Origin of the sequence: Marinobacter sp. (genome assembly GCF_041690455.1) — a bacterium.
GTDB lineage: Bacteria > Pseudomonadota > Gammaproteobacteria > Pseudomonadales > Oleiphilaceae > Marinobacter.
Map to the genome: position 1 here is coordinate 1 of NZ_JAWLHI010000049.1, position 18,306 is coordinate 18,306.

Below are 18,306 nucleotides of genomic sequence, written 5' to 3' on the forward strand. Positions count from 1 at the left end.
GTGGCCATGATCCACGTGGGTGAGAACACCGGCCGGCTGGACGATGCCTTCAAGCGTCTGGCCGACATTCTGGAACTGGAGCGGGACACCAAGCGCCGCCTCAAACAGGCCATGCGCTACCCGATGTTTGTGGTGGTGGCGCTGCTGGCGGCGCTGATGGTGGTGAACTTCCTGGTGATTCCGAAGTTCGCCACGGTATTCAACAAGCTCGGGGCGGACCTGCCGTTCCTGACCCAGGTTCTGGTCGGTACGTCCAACTTCCTGCTCGGCTACTGGTACGTGGTGCTGTTTGCGGTCGCCTCGGGCAGCCTGTTGTTGAGGCAATGGAAACAGACCGAGCAGGGCAGGCTGACCTGGGATCGCTACAAATTGAGGCTCCCGGTGATCGGCAATTTGCTGGAACTCATAACCCTGAGCCGGTTTGCCCGTAACTTCGCTTCCATGCTGGCTGCGGGCATGCCTGTCAACCACGCCCTGACGGTGGTCGCCGATGCCACGGACAACGCCTGGATCGCACTGCACATACGGGACATGCGGGCCGGTGTCGAGCGCGGGGAAAGCCTGCTCCGCACAGCGCGGCAGAGCGACATGTTCACACCCCTGATCCTGCAGATGATTGCGGTAGGGGAGGAAACCGGCGCGGTGGATGAAATGCTTACCAACGTGGCGGATTTCTACGACGAAGACATCGACTACGGTCTCAAACGGCTGGCGGAATCCATCGAGCCGATCCTGATTGTTGCCATGGGCATACTGGTCCTGATCCTGGCGCTGGGCGTATTCCTGCCCATCTGGGATCTCGGCTCGGCAGCCATGGGGCGGGGCTGACTTGGCTGCGGTCAACGCCGTGGGCTATGTCGGGGCGGACAACCACCGCCGGCTTCAGTGGTTGGTGGCATTTTGCCTGCTGGGCGTGTCGGTCAGCGTGCTGCTCGTGTCCCTCGAACGCACCGCCGCCCAGGCCGAGCGGCAAAGTGTGCAGCTGATGCTGAACCAGCTCCGCAGCGCACTGGTGGTGAAAGGCGCCGAGGTCATGCTGACCGGCGGAAGGTTAGAGGATTGGCAAGGCACCAATCCAGTGGACTTGCTGCAGTCGGCCCCCATGAACTGGGGCGGCGATTGCAGCGGGGCGGAACACCGGAAAGGCAGCTGGTGTTTCAGTCGGGACGAGCGGGTTCTGGTGTACCGCTCCCGGTGGGCGGAGTTTCCGGGATTGAATGGTGGCCCGGAACAGGCGGAGTGGCTTTTTTGGCGGGTGGAAACGGAATTTACCCGGCTGGCAAAGGTTCCCGAACGCAGGGCGGTGGGGCTTGTGTTAAATCGTGTGAATTTTGGTCAGCAAAAGCCTTATTAACTATGGGGTTAATGGCAGATATGAGAAAATTGAATGATAAATCAATTAAAGGAGCTTGTATGAGCGATCAACAACGGAATCGGGGTTTTACCCTGATTGAGCTGGTGGTGGTGATTGCCATCCTGGCGATTCTGGCGGCTTTTGCATTGCCGCGGTTTGCGCAGCTTTCTGAGGAAGCGCATCGGTCCAATGTAAAGGCAACCGCTGGTGCTTTGTCTGCTGCGGTGGCTCTGACGAAGGCACAGTGGGTTACCAACGGCCTGTCAGGCGCTGCGGACGATGTGGCAGGTTTTGGTGATGACAATGTCGACGTAAGCGCCGATGGTTGGCCGGTTTCCACAAATGGAGCCAATGACCCCAACAATGTAGACGCCACCATTTGTGCGGACCTTTGGCGTTCACTGCTGCAATCCAATGCTCCGACAGTTGCTACCACGGGCACCGATGTTGATTACATCGCGACTGCGACTGCGCCCGAGTGTGTTTTCACTTACCAACTGGATGGCACTGCCTCCAAAACAATTACTTATAACGCAAGTACTGGTTCGGTCATTACCAACCTGAACTGATTTGTTGGATAACATTAAAAGCGGAGTAGAGACATGAAAGACATGATTCCGAACAGAAAAGAGAAAGGTTTCACCCTCATCGAGCTGGTGATGGTGATTGTGATTCTGGGCATTCTGGCGGCGTTTGCTTTGCCGCGGTTTGCGGATTTGGGAGGAGAAGCGGAAAGAGCTTCGATTGAAGGTGCTCGTGGGAGTGTGAAATCGGCCATGGGAATTGTCCGATCAACAGCCCTAGCGGAAGGCAAAGGAGACGTGACGACTCCTGCAACTCCTGCCGGCGACGGTTCAGATGTGGTTACATTGGAAGGTGCTACGGTGAATTTGATTAATGGTTATCTTGCTGGAGACTCACTTAGTGATGCAGCACAGCTCGGTGACTTCTCCGTTGTAGGTGGCTCTTCTCCTTATATTGTCACGACTACGGCTGCGACAGATAATCCCTGCTTCACCTTTACAGACTCAAGCGGTACTGGCACTCCTCCGACAGTGTCTGCAGTTCTGACTATGGATGACGCTTCAACATGTGGTGGAACAGCGGCAGGCACTTAATTTTTCTCAGGTGGGGACAAACCAATTAAAGGATTAGTTATAGTCTTTTGACTATTCCGCTGGGGCCAAGCTTGACCTGTGCTATCGATTCTGACGATACCTTGATGGTTCCGGGAAAGGATATGAGACTCAGGAGTGCGAGAGAATCATCTGGCTTCACCCTCGTAGAGCTAATCTTGGTCATCATCCTCATGGGTGTGCTCTCTGCACTCGGTATCGGGTTGTTCACCAGAAGCTCTGCGTTCTCTCCCCTGCTGGTCACCCAGCAACTTTCCTCCGCCACGCTGCTTGCCCAACAGGCAGCGCTGGCGGGAAATTCCTCCAAAAGCGTGGTGATTCGGCAGCTAGCTGATGAACTCCAGTTCGTGGCTGCAGGTGAGAGTTTCACCCTAGATCGGGAAGGGGCTTCACTGAGTTATCGTCCTAGTGGCGGCTCTTTCGCTCCGATTCCCACAACAGGATTAACCGTGTCTTTTGATGCACTGGGGAGGATCGAAGCCCCGGTAGCCCGTGAAAACATCGATCTTCGAGTTTCCGGCGCCAGTCAGTACGACCTTTGCCTGAGTTCCCTGGGAGCTGTTTATAAGGGAGCCTGTCAGTGAATCGGCAGTTGGGCGTTACCCTGGTTGAGCTGATCATCACCATCGTGGTGCTCGGTGTCGCCATCGCCGGGGTGGTCGGTGCTTTTGCTGTGATCAGTGGCCGGAGCGCAGACCCGTTGAACCAGACCCGTGCTGTAACCCTCTCCCAGCTGTATATGGATGAGATCCTGACTCGCTACTATGACGAATCGACGCCGGTGGGTGGCGGCAAGGTGGCTTCGGGGAATGTGGATTGCGCTACGGCGGGTCCCGATGGCGAGACTCGACCTACCTTTGATGACGCCGACGACTACGATGGCCTGGCCGATTCCCCGCCGCAAGATGGCCAGGGGAATGATCTCTCCGGCTATGGTGGCTTCTCGGTCAGCGTGGCCGTTGCCTGTGCGGGTTCCGAAGTAGGTGTCGCGAACGAGGATGCCAAGCGTATCGATATCACCATCACCGATCCTTCCGGCCAGAATTGGCTGTTCACCGCCTACCGGGCGAATTTCTGATGCGACGGTCAGCCGGTTTTACCCTCGTTGAACTGGTAATGGTGATCGTGTTGCTGGCGATCATCGCCACGATCTCGGTCCAGTTCGTCACTCTTTCTACTCAGGGTGCCCTGGATGTCGGCTCTCGGCAGCAGCGTGCTCTGCAGGGTGTGGTGGTCAGTGAACAGGTATCCCGGGAGCTGCGTCAGGCGTTTCCGATTTCAGTGCGCACCTCGGGACCTTGTATTGAGTGGCTGCCAGTTCTATCGGCAACAACTTATATTCGGCTAACCCGTGGGCCTGGCTTCGATGAGATTGAGGTCGCACCTTTTGCCAGTGTGCCATCGCTGGCTGATGCCCGTGCGCTGATCTATGGCTATGGCTCTACCACGACCAAAGATCTTTACGATACCAGCAATCCCGGGCCAGTCAGTCCGCTGATCAGTAGTATCGACGACAGCGTCTCTCCAGCTTTGATTAATTTGTCCGCTGCCCATCGGTTCAGCCAGCGCTCTCCCGAGCGGCGGTTGTTCGTTGTGGGGGCACCGATCAGTTATTGTCAGAGCGGCCGTTTTCTCTACCGGTATAGTGATTATGGCGCGAGCCCCACGCAGGCGACACCTCCGACCGCCGGAACCCGTGAGGTGCTGGCCGCGAATATTACCGGAACGGTGGATTTTTCCTTCAATCCACCAACGCTCCAACGGGGGGCTCTGGTGAGTTTTTCTTTCGTTCTCGAGGATCCCCGTAGCGGAGAATCGACACCCGTGAGCCAGGAGGTACAGATTCGCAATGTACCCTGATCTCCGTTCACATGCACATCTGGCAATCCGCCGTCAGAAAGGTATTGGCCTGCCGATTGCCCTGTTTGTCATCACAGTGCTGGCGCTTCTGGTGGCTGGTATGGGCCAGCTTCAGCAGGCTACCGGCCAGTCCATCAGCCTGCAGATCCAGTCTCAGCGGGCCTTTCACGCCGCGGAAAGTGGTGCACAGCTGGCCGTGGCGGAAATGCTGGATGGTGGAGACTGTGCGACTGTTACGGCATCGGTGGATTTCGCTGTTGGTGGGCTGAAGGAGTGTCGTGCGGATATTCAATGCAGTGTTACAGCCCCGCTTTCAATACCGGGAGGCGGGGGTAATCGTGTTTACACGCTCGTGAGTAGCGGAGAGTGTGGTAGTGGAGACGAGTTGGCCCGGCGGGCAGTGGAGGTACGGCTCAGGTGAGGTTTTCGCTAAGTTTGTTCAAGTGTCGTTGTGCGGCAGCCGGTGCGTTGACTCGCGGATTTCTGGTGTTCCTGGTCGGGCTGGTATTCAGCCATGGAGTGTGGGCAGCCTGTTCTCCACAATACAAAGGGCTAGCGACGATTAACGAGGTCCACCAGTTATCCCAGGGCAACAGCAATACCCGCCTGGTTGAAGTGAAAGTCCTCTCCTCGTTGATTACCTCTGATGACTACGACGACTGGACCCTCGAGATATGTAGCCCCACTGGAAACACCGCGCTTTGCACGGGCGAACTTAGCCTGTCTGACTTCGATGACTCGACATACCCGTGGGTCGTTGCGGATACAGGTCTGATCCTCTCGGAGGATTATATTAATTTCGACGAGATGGACCTCATCCTCAAGGCGGGTAACGGCCAGACGATCGATTACCTTCAGGTGGGCGAATACGATCACCAGCAGGATGTCACTTGTACTCCAGCCTATGATTGGCAAGCCCCGGCCTCCAAAACCAAAACGCTGGCCCGTACGCCCGACGGTACTGGCGATTGGGGTTTCAGTTCTGGTAACTCGGGGGATATCACCGAAGGAACGACGAATGATGGTGGCGAAGACGGACCAGGAGTCAGCATTGATAACGTAACCGTGGCTCAGGGCCAGCCTGCCGTTTTTACAGTGTCGCTTGCGACGCCAGCAGTTACTGACTTGTTGGTGGACTTCGAAACACGAAGCGATACTGCGATAGCGGGCATTGATTTCACTGCGACCACTGGAACGCTGACGATTCCTGCAGGGGATCTCAGCGGGACAGTCACTGTGCCCACGCTGCTCTCGGGGCAGACTGTGGAAACCCGCTTCAACCTCAACCTGAGCAATGCCAGGGATACGACAGGCTCGCCTTATGGTCAGATCTCGAGTCAGCTGGGGGTAGGGACAATACTGCCGGCTCCCCCATTGGGTGGTTTCGGGGTCGATGTGCCGGAGGTCGCAAGTGTCTGCGGCACTGCACTGGTAACCGTCAGAGTGTTTAATGGCCTTGGTAATATTCTGTCAGGCTATGATGGCACCATTTTTTTACAGACCAGCTCGGGAAGAGGCGACTGGCGCCTGGGATCCGGCTCTGGAATTCTGAGCCCCGATCCGGATACCGATAATGATGGTTTTGCCTCTTATCAGTTTGCGCCGGCGGATGATGGAGTGGTCCAGCTCAGGCTGGAGAATTCGAGCGCTGATGAGCTGACCGTCAATGTCAGGGATAGCTCTGGGAGTCCCTCCATTGTTTCTGCTCCGATCCAGTTTCTGGAAAACGCTCTCGTCATCGGCATCACTGATTCTGCTGGCGCCGATTTGGTTGCCCAACGTGACCATGAATTGCAGGTGCAAGCAGTGCGCCAGGATCCTGATGGCGACGAGTGTGGGGTGATCCCGGATTACAATGGGAACGTCATACTCAAGGCATGGCTTTCACGGAGTGCTGATGATCCGGCCGGAGAGGCACCTTCTGCCTTGGGTGTTACCTCCCCAACGATCCCCGACGCCGAACCTGGCACCCCGAATCTGACACTGTCCTTTTCCAATGGCACGGCTCCCCTCAGCTGGCGCACGACGGATGTGGGGCAGTACCGTTTGAATCTGGTGGACGACAGCTCCGGATTTGTTGTTGACGTAAATGGCCAGCCGATTCCGGTTGTGGGTGTCAGCGATTTGTGGACGGTGAGACCCGATCGGTTTGACGTCGCGGTAGCCGGCAACCCCGCAGCTGCGGATGCTGACGGCGCTGTCTTTGAAACCAGTGGGGCACCGTTTGAGGTTAAAGTTACTGCGCTGGGCGCTGCTGGTGCCCCCACTATCAGTTACGGACAGGAAGGGACTCCCCAGGGTGCTTTTATAACCCACACGCTGGAAGCTCCGTCGGGTGGAATCGACGGTGAACTTTCAGGCTCGCTGACTATTCCCGGGGCGAGCTTTGAGAACGGTGTGGCGAGAATGACAGACCTGGCTTGGAGCGAGGTTGGCATAATCAAGCTACAGGCTAATAATCCGGGGTATCTGGGTGTGGCGCCGGTGGTTAGTGGTGAATCGGAAAATGTTGGTCGATTCATCCCAGCGTATTTTGGGCTCGCGGTTGATTCCGGCCAACTGGGTGCGGCTTGCAGCTCGGGAGCACCATATGCGTATACCGGCCAGTCATTGGGATGGTCCCTGATTCCCGAGTTGTTCATAACACCCTATAATTCGCAGGATATCGAGACGCGTAATTATACCCTTGGTGGGTTTCGTAAATTAGCCGCACCTGATGTGGTTCGACAGGTACCGGTGTCTGACGAAAATGCCCTCACGACGTCGGGCGCTCCTTATCCTGTAACTCTATCCCTTCAGCCCGGGACGCTTGAGAACGCGGCCGCAGGTTCGGGCGAAATGATTTATCAGTTTTCAAGCGATGACCAGGTGACTTATTTAAAGAGTCTTGCTGCCCGGGTTATGCCATTCGGACCGGACCTGCGAATTGGTCTCGATAGCGTTTCTGATAGCGACGGTGTTAACGCATCGACATTACCCGACATCCAGCCAAGTGCCCCTTTCCAAATCCGCTACGGCCGCCTGCAAATGGAAAACGTCTACGGCCCCGAAACCGTGGACGAGTTGTTCATGCCATTTTCCGCCGAGTATTGGAATGGAGCGGGCTTCGTGACGAATACCGATGATGGTTGTACGGCCTGGAACACAGCAGATATCACTGATCCCGAGGCCTACCATTCGCTAGTTGCGGACTCTTCGGTTCTGGCCGGCGGCGTTGGCGGGCCGCTGGTGTTGGAGCCCAATGGTGACCGCGGTACGGATACGCTCAGCTGGGACATGCCCATCTGGCTCGAGGGCGACTGGGATCAGGATGGTGCGCTGGAAGATCCTTCGGCGACGGCGACGTTCGGAGTGTTCCGGGGGAATGACCGGATTGTTTATTGGCGGGAGCGGTGAAGATGGGGTCAGAAGAAGGCCTTCTTTAGGCCGTGCCGCCGTGGTCTCGGATGAAAATGGGGTCAGATGAAGGCTTTCATCAGACCCCGGAGCCTGGCGCTGGCCCGGAACCTGTGTCTGACTCGTGCGTAAAAAAGGGGTCAGAAGAGGGTTTTCTTCTGACCCCGAGCTTGAGATTGGCAAACCCCGGCGGTTTGCTTCTCGTCAATCTTCTCCGGTTTCCGGGTGATCCAGTCCGAGTTCGTTGATCTTCCTAGTCAGTGTATTTCTACCCCAGCCCAGCAGGATTGATGCATCCCTGCGCCGGCCGCCGGTGTGTTTCAGCGCGGTTTCGATCATGATTTTCTCGAACTCCGGGATGGCAGTATCAAGGATGCCTTTCTTGCCGCGTTTGAGTTCCTGTTCGGCCCAGTTGCGAAGGCCTTCCTGCCAGGTCTGGCCGGTGGCGGTGGTTTCGGTCTCGGCCTGGTGCAATAGTTCCGGCGGCAGGTCGTCGATGTGAATCTCGCGGCCGCTGGCCATGACGGTTAGCCAGCGGCAGGTGTTTTCCAGCTGGCGGACGTTGCCGGGCCAGGGCAGGGTGGTGAGGTATTCCTCGGCATCCGGGCGCAGGATTTTCGGCTCGACGGCCAGTTCCTTGGCGGCGCGCTTGAGAAAATGCTGCATGAGCCGGGGAATGTCTTCCCGCCGTTCGGCCAGTTTGGGCAGGTGTACCCGGATCACATTCAATCGATGGAACAGGTCTTCCCGGAAGCTGCCGGACTGGACCAGTTTTTCCAGGTCCTGGTGCGTGGCAGCGATAATGCGCACGTCCACCTTGATCGGGGTGGTGCCGCCGACCCGATAGAACTCGCCGTCCGCCAGAACCCGCAGCAGTCGGGTCTGGGTGTCCGCCGGCATGTCCCCGATCTCGTCCAGGAACAGGGTGCCGCCGTTGGCTTGCTCGAAGCGTCCCTGACGGGCCGCGCCGGCGCCGGTGAAGGCGCCTTTTTCGTGGCCGAACAACTCCGATTCAATCAGGTCCTTGGGGATCGCCGCCATGTTCAGGGCAATGAACGGGTGCTTGGCCCTGGGGCTGTGATTGTGCAGGGCCTGGGCTACCAGTTCCTTGCCGGTGCCGCTTTCGCCGTTGATCAGTACCGTGATATTGGAATGGGAAAGCCGGCCGATGGCCCGGAAAACCTCCTGCATGGCAGGGGCCTCACCGATGATCTCGGTGTTGCGCTGAACGCTTTCGGTCTGAGGCTCGGATTTGGCCCGCTGCTCATGGCTGTGGGCCACGGCACGTTTGACCAGAGCCACGGCATCGTCCACGTCGAAGGGCTTGGGCAGGTATTCGAAGGCGCCGGTCTGGTAACTGGTGACCGCACTCTCGAGGTCCGAGTGCGCGGTCATGATGATCACCGGTACATCCCGGTGTGCTTCCACGATCTGGGAGAGCAGGGTAATACCGTCCACGCCCGGCATCCGGATGTCACTGATGATGGCATCGGGATGTTCGTGTTCCAGGCGGGTCATGATGCTTTCGCCGCTGTCAAAGACCCGGGGCTGCATGCCGGCCTGGTTCAGGGCGCGCTCCAGCACCCAGCGAATACTGCGGTCGTCGTCTATGATCCAGACGTTCGCCGGTTGGCTCATGGGTTTTCCTCCAGGGGCAGGAAGATGATGAAATCGGTTTTCCCGGGCTCGCTCTCACACTCAACAAGCCCGTGATGTTGTCCGATGATGCTCTGGGTAATGGACAGGCCCAGGCCGGTACCGCTGGCACGGCCACTGATCATCGGATAGAAGATGTTCTGCAACAGGTCCGGCGGGATGCCGGGGCCGTTGTCGATCACGTCCACACGGCAGGCCAGGCGGTAGCGTTTGTGGCCGATGGTGAACTGGCGCAGGGCGCGGGTCCGGAACATGATGGTGGGCGGTTCCTCATCGCTCGCCCCGGTCTGGTTCTCGAACGCCGCCTCCATGGCGTTGCGGGCGATGTTCAGGAAGGCCTGGATCAGTTGCTCCTTGTCGGCCCACAGCTCCGGCAGGCTCGGATCGTAATCACGCAGGAAAGTCACCCGGCCTTTACTCTCGGCCTCCAGTAGCGTGCGTACCCGCTCCAGCACCTCATGGACATTGGTTGGCGCAAACTTGAGCGCCTTGTTCGGCCCGAGCATGCGGTCCACGAGGCTGCGCAGGCGGTCGGCCTCGTCGATGATCACCCGCGTGTATTCCCGCTGGTCTTCGTCGTTGAGCTCACGGTCCAGCAGCTGGGCTGCGCCCCGGATACCGCCCAGCGGGTTCTTGATCTCGTGGGCCATGCCGCGGACCAGAATGCGCGAGGTTTCCTGCTGGGAGATCAGGTCCTCTTCCCGGCTGATGCGGAGCAACCGGTCCCGGGGCTGGATTTCGATGAGCAGTTCGGTCGGGTCCAGGGAAATGGGGGTGACCGAATAGTCCACGGTCAGCCTTGCTCCGCTGGTGAGCACGAATTCCGCTTCCCGGCGGGTATAGGACTGCCCGTTTTTCAGGGCGGCGTCCAGGGTTTTGAGGGCGTCCTCGGACGCCGCGAGAATCTCGCGAAACGGGTGACCCTGGCTGCGGGTGAGGCTGGTCTCGAACAGGCTTTCGGCGGCGGGGTTCAGGTAACGGATTTTCAGGTTGTCCTCAAGCACCAGGACCGCCGTGGTCAGGCTGTCGAGAATGCTCTTGTATCCGTCATTTGTGGCCGGGGCGAACGCCATGGGCAATTCCTGTCGTGTCGTTTTAAAGATGACGGGGTAGGAATTGCAAAAACCGAACCACTTTGGCCGATTTGCCATAAAAGATGGGCAAAGGCGGGGCCTGTGCCCGCCATGGCACGGCCCGCGTGCCGTACACTGGTGCATGACGTTGGCCAGAGGGTGGTCAGCCGGGCAATTCCGCCCTGTTGCTGATCAAAGTATGGCCTCTATCTGGTGCGTGCGCACCAAACTGGTGCGAAAAATATGAGAGTCAGTTGTTCACTGACGGGCGATGGACGGTAAAGGTGATGGGAGAGCCGGTTTTCACCTGCACGCCGTTTTCGTCCACGATGTGGGCACGGGCTTCGTGAGTGCCCCGGAAAATGTTGTTCACCACCACCGAGCCCGAACTGGTCTGGGCAACCGGCTGGCCGTCGAGCGTGACTTCATACTTGTGGCCGGCCTGCAGTCCCGGCGTGCTGGTGACTTCAAAGCGAACATCGCCGCTGCCGCTGTGAAAGGCCTGCTCATTCTGCGGCTGTACGAAGGAGACACTCTCGTAGACAGAGCCTTCGCGTTTCACCTCTTCCCGGAGCTTGTCAGTTTCTCGGACGGTCTGGGGTTTGGGCAGGGTGACGGTGGTGACCGGTTTTACATCAACGGTTTCACCGCCTTCGATCGGTTCGTCGGAGAAGGTGACATTACCCTGGGCGTCCACGTGGCGGTACACCTCGCCAAGGGCCGGTGCCGAGAGCAAAACCAGAAAACCTGCCACCAATCCGTACTTCGCGTTCATAACCCTGACCTGCAACGATGGTTTGGTTTGATTATCAACGGCCTGTAAAGCCTTTTCAACGCTCTGGCCGGTCCTTGTTGGTTACATATCGTTAAGGGCGCGAGAGTGTGCGGCCGCGCACAAAAAAAAGCCCCGCACGGGGCGGGGCTTGCTGCAGTTCCGGGATCAGACCGGATCAGCAGGAGTAGTACAGTTCGAACTCGACCGGGTGAGTGGTCATGTTCAGACGCTCTACTTCGCCCTGCTTCAGGTCGATGTAGCCGGCGATCATGTCTTCGGTGAAGACGCCGCCGCGGGTCAGGAACTCGTGATCCTCTTCCAGGCACTTGAGTGCTTCCTGCAGGGTAGTGGCAACCTGGGGAATGTTCAGGGCCTCTTCCTTCGGCAGGTCGTACAGATCCTTGTCCATGGCATCGCCAGGGTGGATCTTGTTCTGGATGCCGTCCAGGCCGGCCATCATCAGGGCCGCGAAGGCCAGGTACGGGTTGGCCGCCGGATCCGGGAACCGCACTTCTACGCGGCGTGCCTTCGGGCTGTTTACATACGGGATACGGATGGAGGCGGAGCGGTTGCGGGCGGAGTAGGCCAGCATGACTGGCGCTTCAAAGCCCGGAACCAGGCGCTTGTAGCTGTTGGTGGCCGGGTTGGTAAAGGCGTTGATGGCCTTGGCATGCTTGATGATACCGCCGATGTAGTACAGCGCCATCTCGCTCAGGCCTGCGTAGCCGTCGCCGGCAAACAGGTTTTTGCCATCCTTGTTCAGGGACATGTGCACGTGCATGCCGGAACCGTTGTCACCCACTACCGGCTTGGGCATGAAGGTGGCGGTCTTGCCGTAGGCGTGGGCCACATTGTGTACGCAGTACTTCAGGATCTGAACTTCGTCCGCCTTGCGGGTCAGAGTGTTGGCGCCAACACCGATTTCACACTGGCCGGCAGTGCCGACTTCGTGGTGGTGCACTTCGATTTCCAGACCCATGGACTCCATAGCGGCACACATGGCGCCACGCAGGTCGTGCAGGCTGTCTACCGGCGGAACCGGGAAGTAGCCGCCTTTCACGCCAGGACGGTGACCGATGTTGTTACGATCGAAGTCTTCGCCGGAGACCCAGGCTGCTTCTTCGGAGTGCAGGGAGTACATGGCGCCCTGCATGTCTACGTTCCATTTTACCGAGTCAAATACGAAGAACTCCGGCTCCGGACCGAACAGTGCGCCGTCGGCAATGCCGCTGGACTTCAGGTATTCCTCGGCACGACGGGCCACGGAGCGCGGATCACGCTCATAACCCTGCATGGTGGTCGGCTCCACGATGTCGCAGGTAATGTTGATGGTGGTCTCTTCGGTGAACGGATCCAGCACGGAGGTTTCGTCTACCGGCATCAGGATCATGTCGGATTCATTGATGCCCTTCCAGCCCGCGATGGAGGAGCCGTCGAACATCTTGCCGTCGGCGAAGAAATCCTCGTCGACCTCGGTGGCCGGCAGAGTCACGTGCTGCTCTTTACCGCGGCTGTCGGTGAAGCGCAGGTCTACCCATTTGACTTCGTGCTCTTTAATCAAATCAATCGTCTTGGACATTGTGCATGCTCCGTAAGTTATCCCGCGGCGCGGGCGTATTTCATGTTCGTGATGCCGGATCGTTCAGTGGGACTGAGTTCCGATCTGTTTTTCGGGTTCGGGCAGCTTACCAAAAGCGTGCATCCCTTACCTGATAATTTCGGCTGACTAAGCATAAGCAAGGGGCTTGCCAGTTTTTTGCTTTTGCTCCAGAACGGCGCAGCCGCAAGGCCTTCGGCCCGTTATGGCGCGCAGTTCGGGATGGTCACCCACCGCTTTGCACCAAAATAGCGCACCAATATGGTGCGGCCACGCCACAGATGCGTCATATCAGTGCGCAAGCGGTTGGTTAAAGAATAGGCACTAATCTTCATATTAACGACATCGACTTTTCGATATACTGCGCGCCGCTCATTTTTTCCTCAGGAAACCCGTTGTGATTGATAAGCTCAGAAATGTCGCCATTATTGCCCACGTAGACCACGGTAAGACTACCCTGGTTGACCAGTTGCTGCGCCAGTCCGGCACGTTGGACCGTAAGGAGCTCGAAAGCGAGCGCGTTATGGATTCCAACGACCAGGAGAAAGAGCGTGGCATCACCATTCTGGCCAAGAATACCGCGCTGAAATGGAAAGACTACGATATCAACATCGTGGACACTCCGGGGCACGCGGACTTCGGCGGCGAAGTTGAGCGGGTCATGAGCATGGTGGACAGTGTGCTGCTGGTGGTGGATTCCATCGACGGCCCCATGCCGCAAACCCGTTTTGTTACCCAGAAAGCGTTCGCAGCGGGTCTGCGCCCGATTGTGGTGGTAAACAAGATTGACCGGCCCGGCGCACGTCCGGACTGGGTTGTGGATCAGGTGTTTGACCTGTTCGATAACCTGGGTGCCACCGACGAGCAGCTGGACTTCCCGATTGTTTACGCCAGCGCCCTGAACGGCATTGCCGGTATGGAGCACGAAGACCTGGACGACAATATGGACGCCGTGTTCCAGGCGATTGTCGACCACGTGCCCGCGCCTGCTGTCGATCGGGACGGCCCGTTCCAGATGCAGATCTCCCAGCTGGACTACAACAGCTTCCTGGGCGTCATCGGTATCGGCCGCATCATGCGCGGTTCGGTCAAGACCAATACCCCGGTCGTGGCCATCGGTGCTGACGGCAAGAAACGTAACGGTCGTATTCTCAAGATCATGGGCCACTCCGGCCTGCAGCGTGTGGAAGTTGACGAAGCCCAGGCTGGCGACATCGTGTGCGTCAGTGGTCTGGACCCGCTGTATATTTCCGACACCTTGTGTGACCCGAACAATGTGGAGGCTCTGCCGGCACTGACCGTGGACGAGCCCACCGTTTCCATGACCTTCCAGGTGAACGATTCCCCGTTTGCCGGCCAGGAAGGCAAGTACGTCACCAGCCGCAACATCAAGGAGCGTCTGGAAAAAGAGTTGCTGCATAACGTGGCTCTGCGTGTGGAAGAGGGCGACTCTGCGGACAAGTTCAAGGTGTCTGGCCGGGGTGAGCTGCACCTGTCGGTTCTCATCGAGAACATGCGTCGGGAGAACTTCGAGCTGGCCGTGGGCCGCCCGGAAGTGGTTATCCGCGAGATCGACGGCGTCAAGCAGGAGCCGTACGAGAACGTGATCGTGGATATCGAAGAGCAGCACCAGGGCGCCGTGATGGAGCAGCTCGGCCTGCGCAAGGGCGAGATGACCAACATGATTCCGGATGGCAAGGGTCGCATGCGTGTGGAATACACCATCCCGGCCCGTGGTCTGATCGGCTTCCGTAATGCCTTCCTGACCATGACCTCCGGTACCGGTATCCTGACCTCCACCTTCAGCCATTATGGCCCGATCAAGGAAGGTGCCATGGGCGGCCGCCAGAACGGCGTGCTGATTTCCATGGCGAAAGGTACGGCGATGACTTACTCGCTGGAAACCCTGCAAAGTCGTGGCAAGCTTTTCCTGGCGCCGGGCGACGAGATCTACGAGGGTCAGCTGTGTGGTATCCACAGCCGTGAAAACGACATCGTGATCAACCCCACCAAGGCCAAGAAGCTCGATAACATGCGTGCTTCCGGCAAAGACGAGGTGATCGGCCTGGTGCCGCCCATCAAGCACACCCTGGAACAGGCGCTCGAGTTCATCGACGACGACGAACTGGTGGAAGTAACACCCAAGTCCATCCGCCTGCGCAAGAAGCTGCTCACCGAAAACGAGCGCAAGCGCGCCGGCAAGAAGTAAGCAAGGGAAGGGTGTGAAAAAAGGGGTCAGAAGAAAGCGTTCTTCAGACCCCGGCGTTACCCTCAAGCTCGAAGCAAAATCCGGGGTCAGATGAAAACCTTCATCTGACCCCTTTTTATGTGCCGTCCCCCAGGGGTCTGAAGAACACTTTCTTCTGACCCCATGTTCAGCCAAACTCCGGTAAAAGTCTTTTCGCCGGAGTAATGCCATGCTGACCCTCTACCCCGAAATCCACCCCAACGCCCAACACCGCCTCGCGGTCGATCCTCCCCACGAACTCTATATAGAAGAAAGCGGCAACCCCGACGGCATTCCCGTTCTGGTGGTCCATGGTGGCCCGGGCGGTGGCTGCGAGGACTACCACCGCCGCTTTTTCGATGCCGAGCGTTTCCGCATCATCCTCATGGACCAGCGCGGTGCCGGCCGGTCGACGCCGTTGGCGGAACTGGAAGGCAACAGCACCGACAAGCTCGTCGAGGATATGGAAACCGTTCGCCAGTTCCTGGGCATTGACCGCTGGCTCCTGTTCGGTGGCAGCTGGGGCTCAACCCTGAGTCTGGTGTATGCACAAACTCACCCGGAGCGTGTCATGGGGTTGGTGCTGCGGGGCATTTTCCTTTGTCGGCCGCGGGATATTCACTGGTTCTACCAGGAAGGTGCCAGCCGGGTGTTCCCGGACTACTGGGAGGATTTTGAGGCGCAGATACCCGAGGCCGAGCGTGGTGACATGGTTTCGGCCTACTACCGGCGACTGACCAGCACCAACGAGCTGGAGCAGATACAGGCTGCCAAGGCGTGGTCTATCTGGGAGGGACGATGCGCTACCCTGAACCCCAACCCCCGGGTAGTCGAGCATTTCGCCCATCCCCATGTGGCCATCGCGCTGGCACGAATCGAGTGCCATTACTTCATGAACAACGCCTTCCTCGAACCCGACCAGATTGTCAGGGACGCGCACAAGCTAGCCGATATTCCCGGGATCATTGTTCATGGTCGCTATGACATGGTCTGTCCACTGGATAACGCCCTGGCACTAAGTAATGCCTGGCCCGAAGCCGATCTCAGGATCATCCGGGATGCGGGTCATTCCGCGTCCGAGCCGGCCATTGTCGATGCCCTGATAAGGGGCGTGGAGGAAGTGGTTGCCAGAAGCGAGAAGCCGGTGGGGTAAAAAGGCGTTGGTCGGGTTGCGGTCTTCCGGGAGCGCGGATACACTCTTGCCGATTCGTAATTTCCCCGTCAGTCAGGAAGCGAATGAAAGGGCTTATCCAGAGAGTATCGGAAGCCAGTGTCACGGTTGATGGCCAGTCAGTTGGCGCCATTGGCCGTGGAGTTTTACTACTGCTCGGAGTTGAGCGGGATGACGGGGCTGCAGAGGCAAAGGAGCTGTGCCGAAAAATTCTTTCCTATCGTATCTTCCCTGACGAGCAGGGCCGTATGAACCGAAGTCTGCAGGACATCGGTGGTGGCTTGCTCGTTGTTCCCCAGTTTACCCTCGCAGCCGATACCCGCTCGGGAACTCGTCCGGGCTTTTCCCTGGCAGCGAAGCCGGAAGTTGCTAACGATCTGTATCGCCAGTTCGTCCGTGAGGCGAAGGAGAGTCTGGGGGGCGAGCGTGTCTCGGAAGGGCGTTTCGGGGCGGATATGAAGGTGCAGTTGATCAATGATGGACCGGTAACGTTCATGTTGGAGGTTACGGGTTTGTCATAAATGGAGGTTGCACCATGGCTGGGCAGCCGCCGCGTGCGTGTTTACGGATGGTGCGCCGAATAACCCGGAGGGTTTGATATTTAGCCCGGGACAGAATTTCGAGAGCTTTAGTTGGCTGAATTGAAAGGAAAAAATGACCGTTGGCCCCGTATTTGTAACGTACTGGTCACAAAAACGCACAGTGCTGCTGGCTATAAAGGGTTGCCTTTCTGGTGCCAAACAAGCTAAAAATGCGCTGTTTAAAATTTGCAAATGCAGGTTCTTTGTATTAAAACAGATTCATTACTCAGTGCTTTAAGAAAGTGCTGTAAGTAACTGAGCTACAAAGATCTGCAGTTCTGCAGGTTTTCAAAAGAAGAAGAAAAGTTATCTGGATGTCATAAAACTGACATGGAGATAATGGAGAATCCGGCTCATCCAGCCTGACTGGTGATGCCTGAACAACTTAATAAATCGGGATTAATACCCGTCGCTAAAACCTGAGTTAACTCAAAAAGGAAGACGCAACATGAAAAAGACGCTCATCGCATCTGCTATTGCAGCAGCTACTTTCTCTGGCGCTGTTGCAGCCCAGGAAAGCAACCTGCCGACCGTTTACGGTAACATTCAGTACGTGGTTTACCACGCTGACGTGAAGGGCGGCGAAAATGGTCTGGAGCACGCCGACAACGGTTCCACTCTGGGTGTGAAGCATGACCACGAAATCGCCCCGGGCATTACCGGTTTCTTCAAGCTGGAGCTTGAAGGTCTGAATGCGGATGATAAGGACGCTGAAGACGATAACGCTGGTCTGAACGAACTGGACGAAGCCTATATCGGTATCAAGGGCGACAGCTTCGGTCAGGTGTGGGTTGGTTCTGATGATTCCACCTACGAGAGCGCCATTGACAAGATTGCCAACTTCTACGAGTTCGCTGCCTACAACTTCGGCGGCGGCTATGAAACTGGTGAAGGTGACTTGGTTCAGTACAAGACTCCGTCCTTCGGTGGTCTGACACTGGGTGCTGCTGTTCAGATCAATGGCGATCTGGATGATCCTACCCTGAGCGACAAGAGTGGTGAGAAGTCCTACCCGTACCAGCTGGCCGCTGCTTACGCGGTTGACAACCTGGAGCTGGCGCTGGCCATGGACTCCAACGACGGTGCCGGCGGCCCCAACAACGAAAACACCTACGGTGTGCGTGCGACGTTTGACATGGACGCTCTGAGCCTGACTGGTCAGTACCAGACCCGTAAGGACGTTGGCGACCGTTACGGTGTGCACGCTGTTTACTCCATGGGTGCCAATCAGTTCGCCGCTTCCTACGAGCTGGACGTAGCTGACGACGCAAACGATACCGAGCGCGACACCCTGACTCTGCAGGCTCTGCACAACCTGTCTGACCACATGTATGTGTACGTTGAAGGTTACATGGGCGCAGGTGACGACGGCGTATACGGCGTTGCTGACGAAAACGAGCGTTCTGCCGTAGCCGTTGGTGGTGTTTACTACTTCTGATCAGCTAACCAGCTAATCAAGTAGTCCAAAAACCGGTGACTT

Annotated in this window: 17 protein-coding genes; 12 read left to right on the forward strand and 5 right to left on the reverse strand. The window is 57.6% G+C overall.

Annotated elements, in window-relative coordinates; translation table 11 throughout:
• The 7 genes from ACESMW_RS12805 to ACESMW_RS12835 form a co-directional block, all read left to right on the forward strand.
• Window positions 1-828: type II secretion system F family protein (locus ACESMW_RS12805; protein WP_372987410.1), on the forward strand; the 828-nt coding region annotated here is incomplete at its 5' end.
• Between the two features lies 1 nt (window position 829).
• Entirely contained in the window at window positions 830-1,354 is a 525-nt protein-coding gene (locus ACESMW_RS12810; protein ID WP_372987411.1) for a hypothetical protein, read from the forward strand.
• Window positions 1,355-1,413: 59 nt separating this feature from the next.
• The gene (locus ACESMW_RS12815; protein WP_372987412.1) at window positions 1,414-1,923 is read left to right on the forward strand and encodes a prepilin-type N-terminal cleavage/methylation domain-containing protein; all 510 of its coding nucleotides are present in this window, start codon (window positions 1,414-1,416) and stop codon (window positions 1,921-1,923) included.
• A gap of 33 nt (window positions 1,924-1,956) precedes the next feature.
• The gene (locus ACESMW_RS12820) at window positions 1,957-2,472 is read left to right on the forward strand and encodes a type II secretion system protein (RefSeq protein ID WP_372987413.1); all 516 of its coding nucleotides are present in this window, start codon (window positions 1,957-1,959) and stop codon (window positions 2,470-2,472) included.
• 176 nt (window positions 2,473-2,648) lie between these two features.
• Window positions 2,649-3,074 carry a type II secretion system protein gene (locus tag ACESMW_RS12825; RefSeq protein ID WP_372987414.1) on the forward strand — a complete coding sequence of 142 codons (426 nt, stop codon included), beginning with the start codon at window positions 2,649-2,651 and terminating at the stop codon, window positions 3,072-3,074.
• The gene (locus ACESMW_RS12830; RefSeq protein WP_372987415.1) at window positions 3,071-3,568 is read left to right on the forward strand and encodes a prepilin-type N-terminal cleavage/methylation domain-containing protein; all 498 of its coding nucleotides are present in this window, start codon (window positions 3,071-3,073) and stop codon (window positions 3,566-3,568) included. Before ACESMW_RS12825 ends, ACESMW_RS12830 begins: the two co-directional genes overlap by 4 nt.
• Window positions 3,568-4,350: a type II secretion system protein J gene (locus ACESMW_RS12835; protein ID WP_372987416.1), complete on the forward strand. Its 783-nt coding sequence runs from the start codon at window positions 3,568-3,570 to the stop codon at window positions 4,348-4,350. Before ACESMW_RS12830 ends, ACESMW_RS12835 begins: the two co-directional genes overlap by 1 nt.
• A 7-nt stretch (window positions 4,351-4,357) precedes the next feature.
• On the opposite strand, the gene ACESMW_RS12840 is transcribed toward ACESMW_RS12835, so the two are convergent.
• Window positions 4,358-4,642 (reverse strand): hypothetical protein, encoded by a 285-nt coding sequence (locus tag ACESMW_RS12840; protein WP_372987417.1) that lies wholly within the window; start codon window positions 4,640-4,642, stop codon window positions 4,358-4,360.
• 194 nt (window positions 4,643-4,836) lie between these two features.
• On the opposite strand from ACESMW_RS12840, the gene ACESMW_RS12845 reads away from it, so the two are divergent.
• Window positions 4,837-7,746 carry a DUF6701 domain-containing protein gene (locus ACESMW_RS12845; protein WP_372987418.1) on the forward strand — a complete coding sequence of 970 codons (2,910 nt, stop codon included), beginning with the start codon at window positions 4,837-4,839 and terminating at the stop codon, window positions 7,744-7,746.
• Window positions 7,747-7,950: 204 nt separating this feature from the next.
• Here ACESMW_RS12845 and glnG read toward each other — a convergent pair whose 3' ends face one another.
• The 4 genes from glnG to glnA all read right to left on the reverse strand — a co-directional run bounded on the left by glnG (window position 7,951) and on the right by glnA (window position 12,829).
• On the reverse strand, window positions 7,951-9,384 hold the full coding sequence (gene glnG / locus ACESMW_RS12850) for a nitrogen regulation protein NR(I) (protein WP_372987419.1): 1,434 nt from the start codon (window positions 9,382-9,384) through the stop codon (window positions 7,951-7,953).
• Entirely contained in the window at window positions 9,381-10,475 is a 1,095-nt protein-coding gene (gene glnL, locus ACESMW_RS12855) for a nitrogen regulation protein NR(II) (protein WP_372987420.1), read from the reverse strand. The genes glnG and glnL overlap by 4 nt, the downstream gene beginning before the upstream one ends.
• A 250-nt stretch (window positions 10,476-10,725) precedes the next feature.
• Complete coding sequence (locus tag ACESMW_RS12860; protein WP_092005523.1) at window positions 10,726-11,250, reverse strand: DUF4124 domain-containing protein; 525 nt, start codon at window positions 11,248-11,250, stop codon at window positions 10,726-10,728.
• Between the two features lie 175 nt (window positions 11,251-11,425).
• The gene (gene glnA / locus ACESMW_RS12865) at window positions 11,426-12,829 is read right to left on the reverse strand and encodes a glutamate--ammonia ligase (RefSeq protein ID WP_372987421.1); all 1,404 of its coding nucleotides are present in this window, start codon (window positions 12,827-12,829) and stop codon (window positions 11,426-11,428) included.
• A gap of 415 nt (window positions 12,830-13,244) precedes the next feature.
• Between glnA and typA the strand changes: the two genes are divergently transcribed.
• From typA to ACESMW_RS12885, 4 genes are all read left to right on the forward strand, one after another.
• The gene (gene typA / locus ACESMW_RS12870; protein WP_372987422.1) at window positions 13,245-15,056 is read left to right on the forward strand and encodes a translational GTPase TypA; all 1,812 of its coding nucleotides are present in this window, start codon (window positions 13,245-13,247) and stop codon (window positions 15,054-15,056) included.
• Window positions 15,057-15,264: 208 nt separating this feature from the next.
• Window positions 15,265-16,227 carry a prolyl aminopeptidase gene (gene pip / locus ACESMW_RS12875; RefSeq protein ID WP_372987423.1) on the forward strand — a complete coding sequence of 321 codons (963 nt, stop codon included), beginning with the start codon at window positions 15,265-15,267 and terminating at the stop codon, window positions 16,225-16,227.
• Between the two features lie 83 nt (window positions 16,228-16,310).
• A complete protein-coding gene (gene dtd, locus ACESMW_RS12880; RefSeq protein WP_372987424.1) occupies window positions 16,311-16,766 on the forward strand; it encodes a D-aminoacyl-tRNA deacylase in 456 nt (151 codons plus the stop codon).
• Window positions 16,767-17,274: 508 nt separating this feature from the next.
• A complete protein-coding gene (locus ACESMW_RS12885; protein ID WP_372987425.1) occupies window positions 17,275-18,264 on the forward strand; it encodes a porin in 990 nt (329 codons plus the stop codon).
• Window positions 18,265-18,306: the final 42 nt, after the last annotated feature.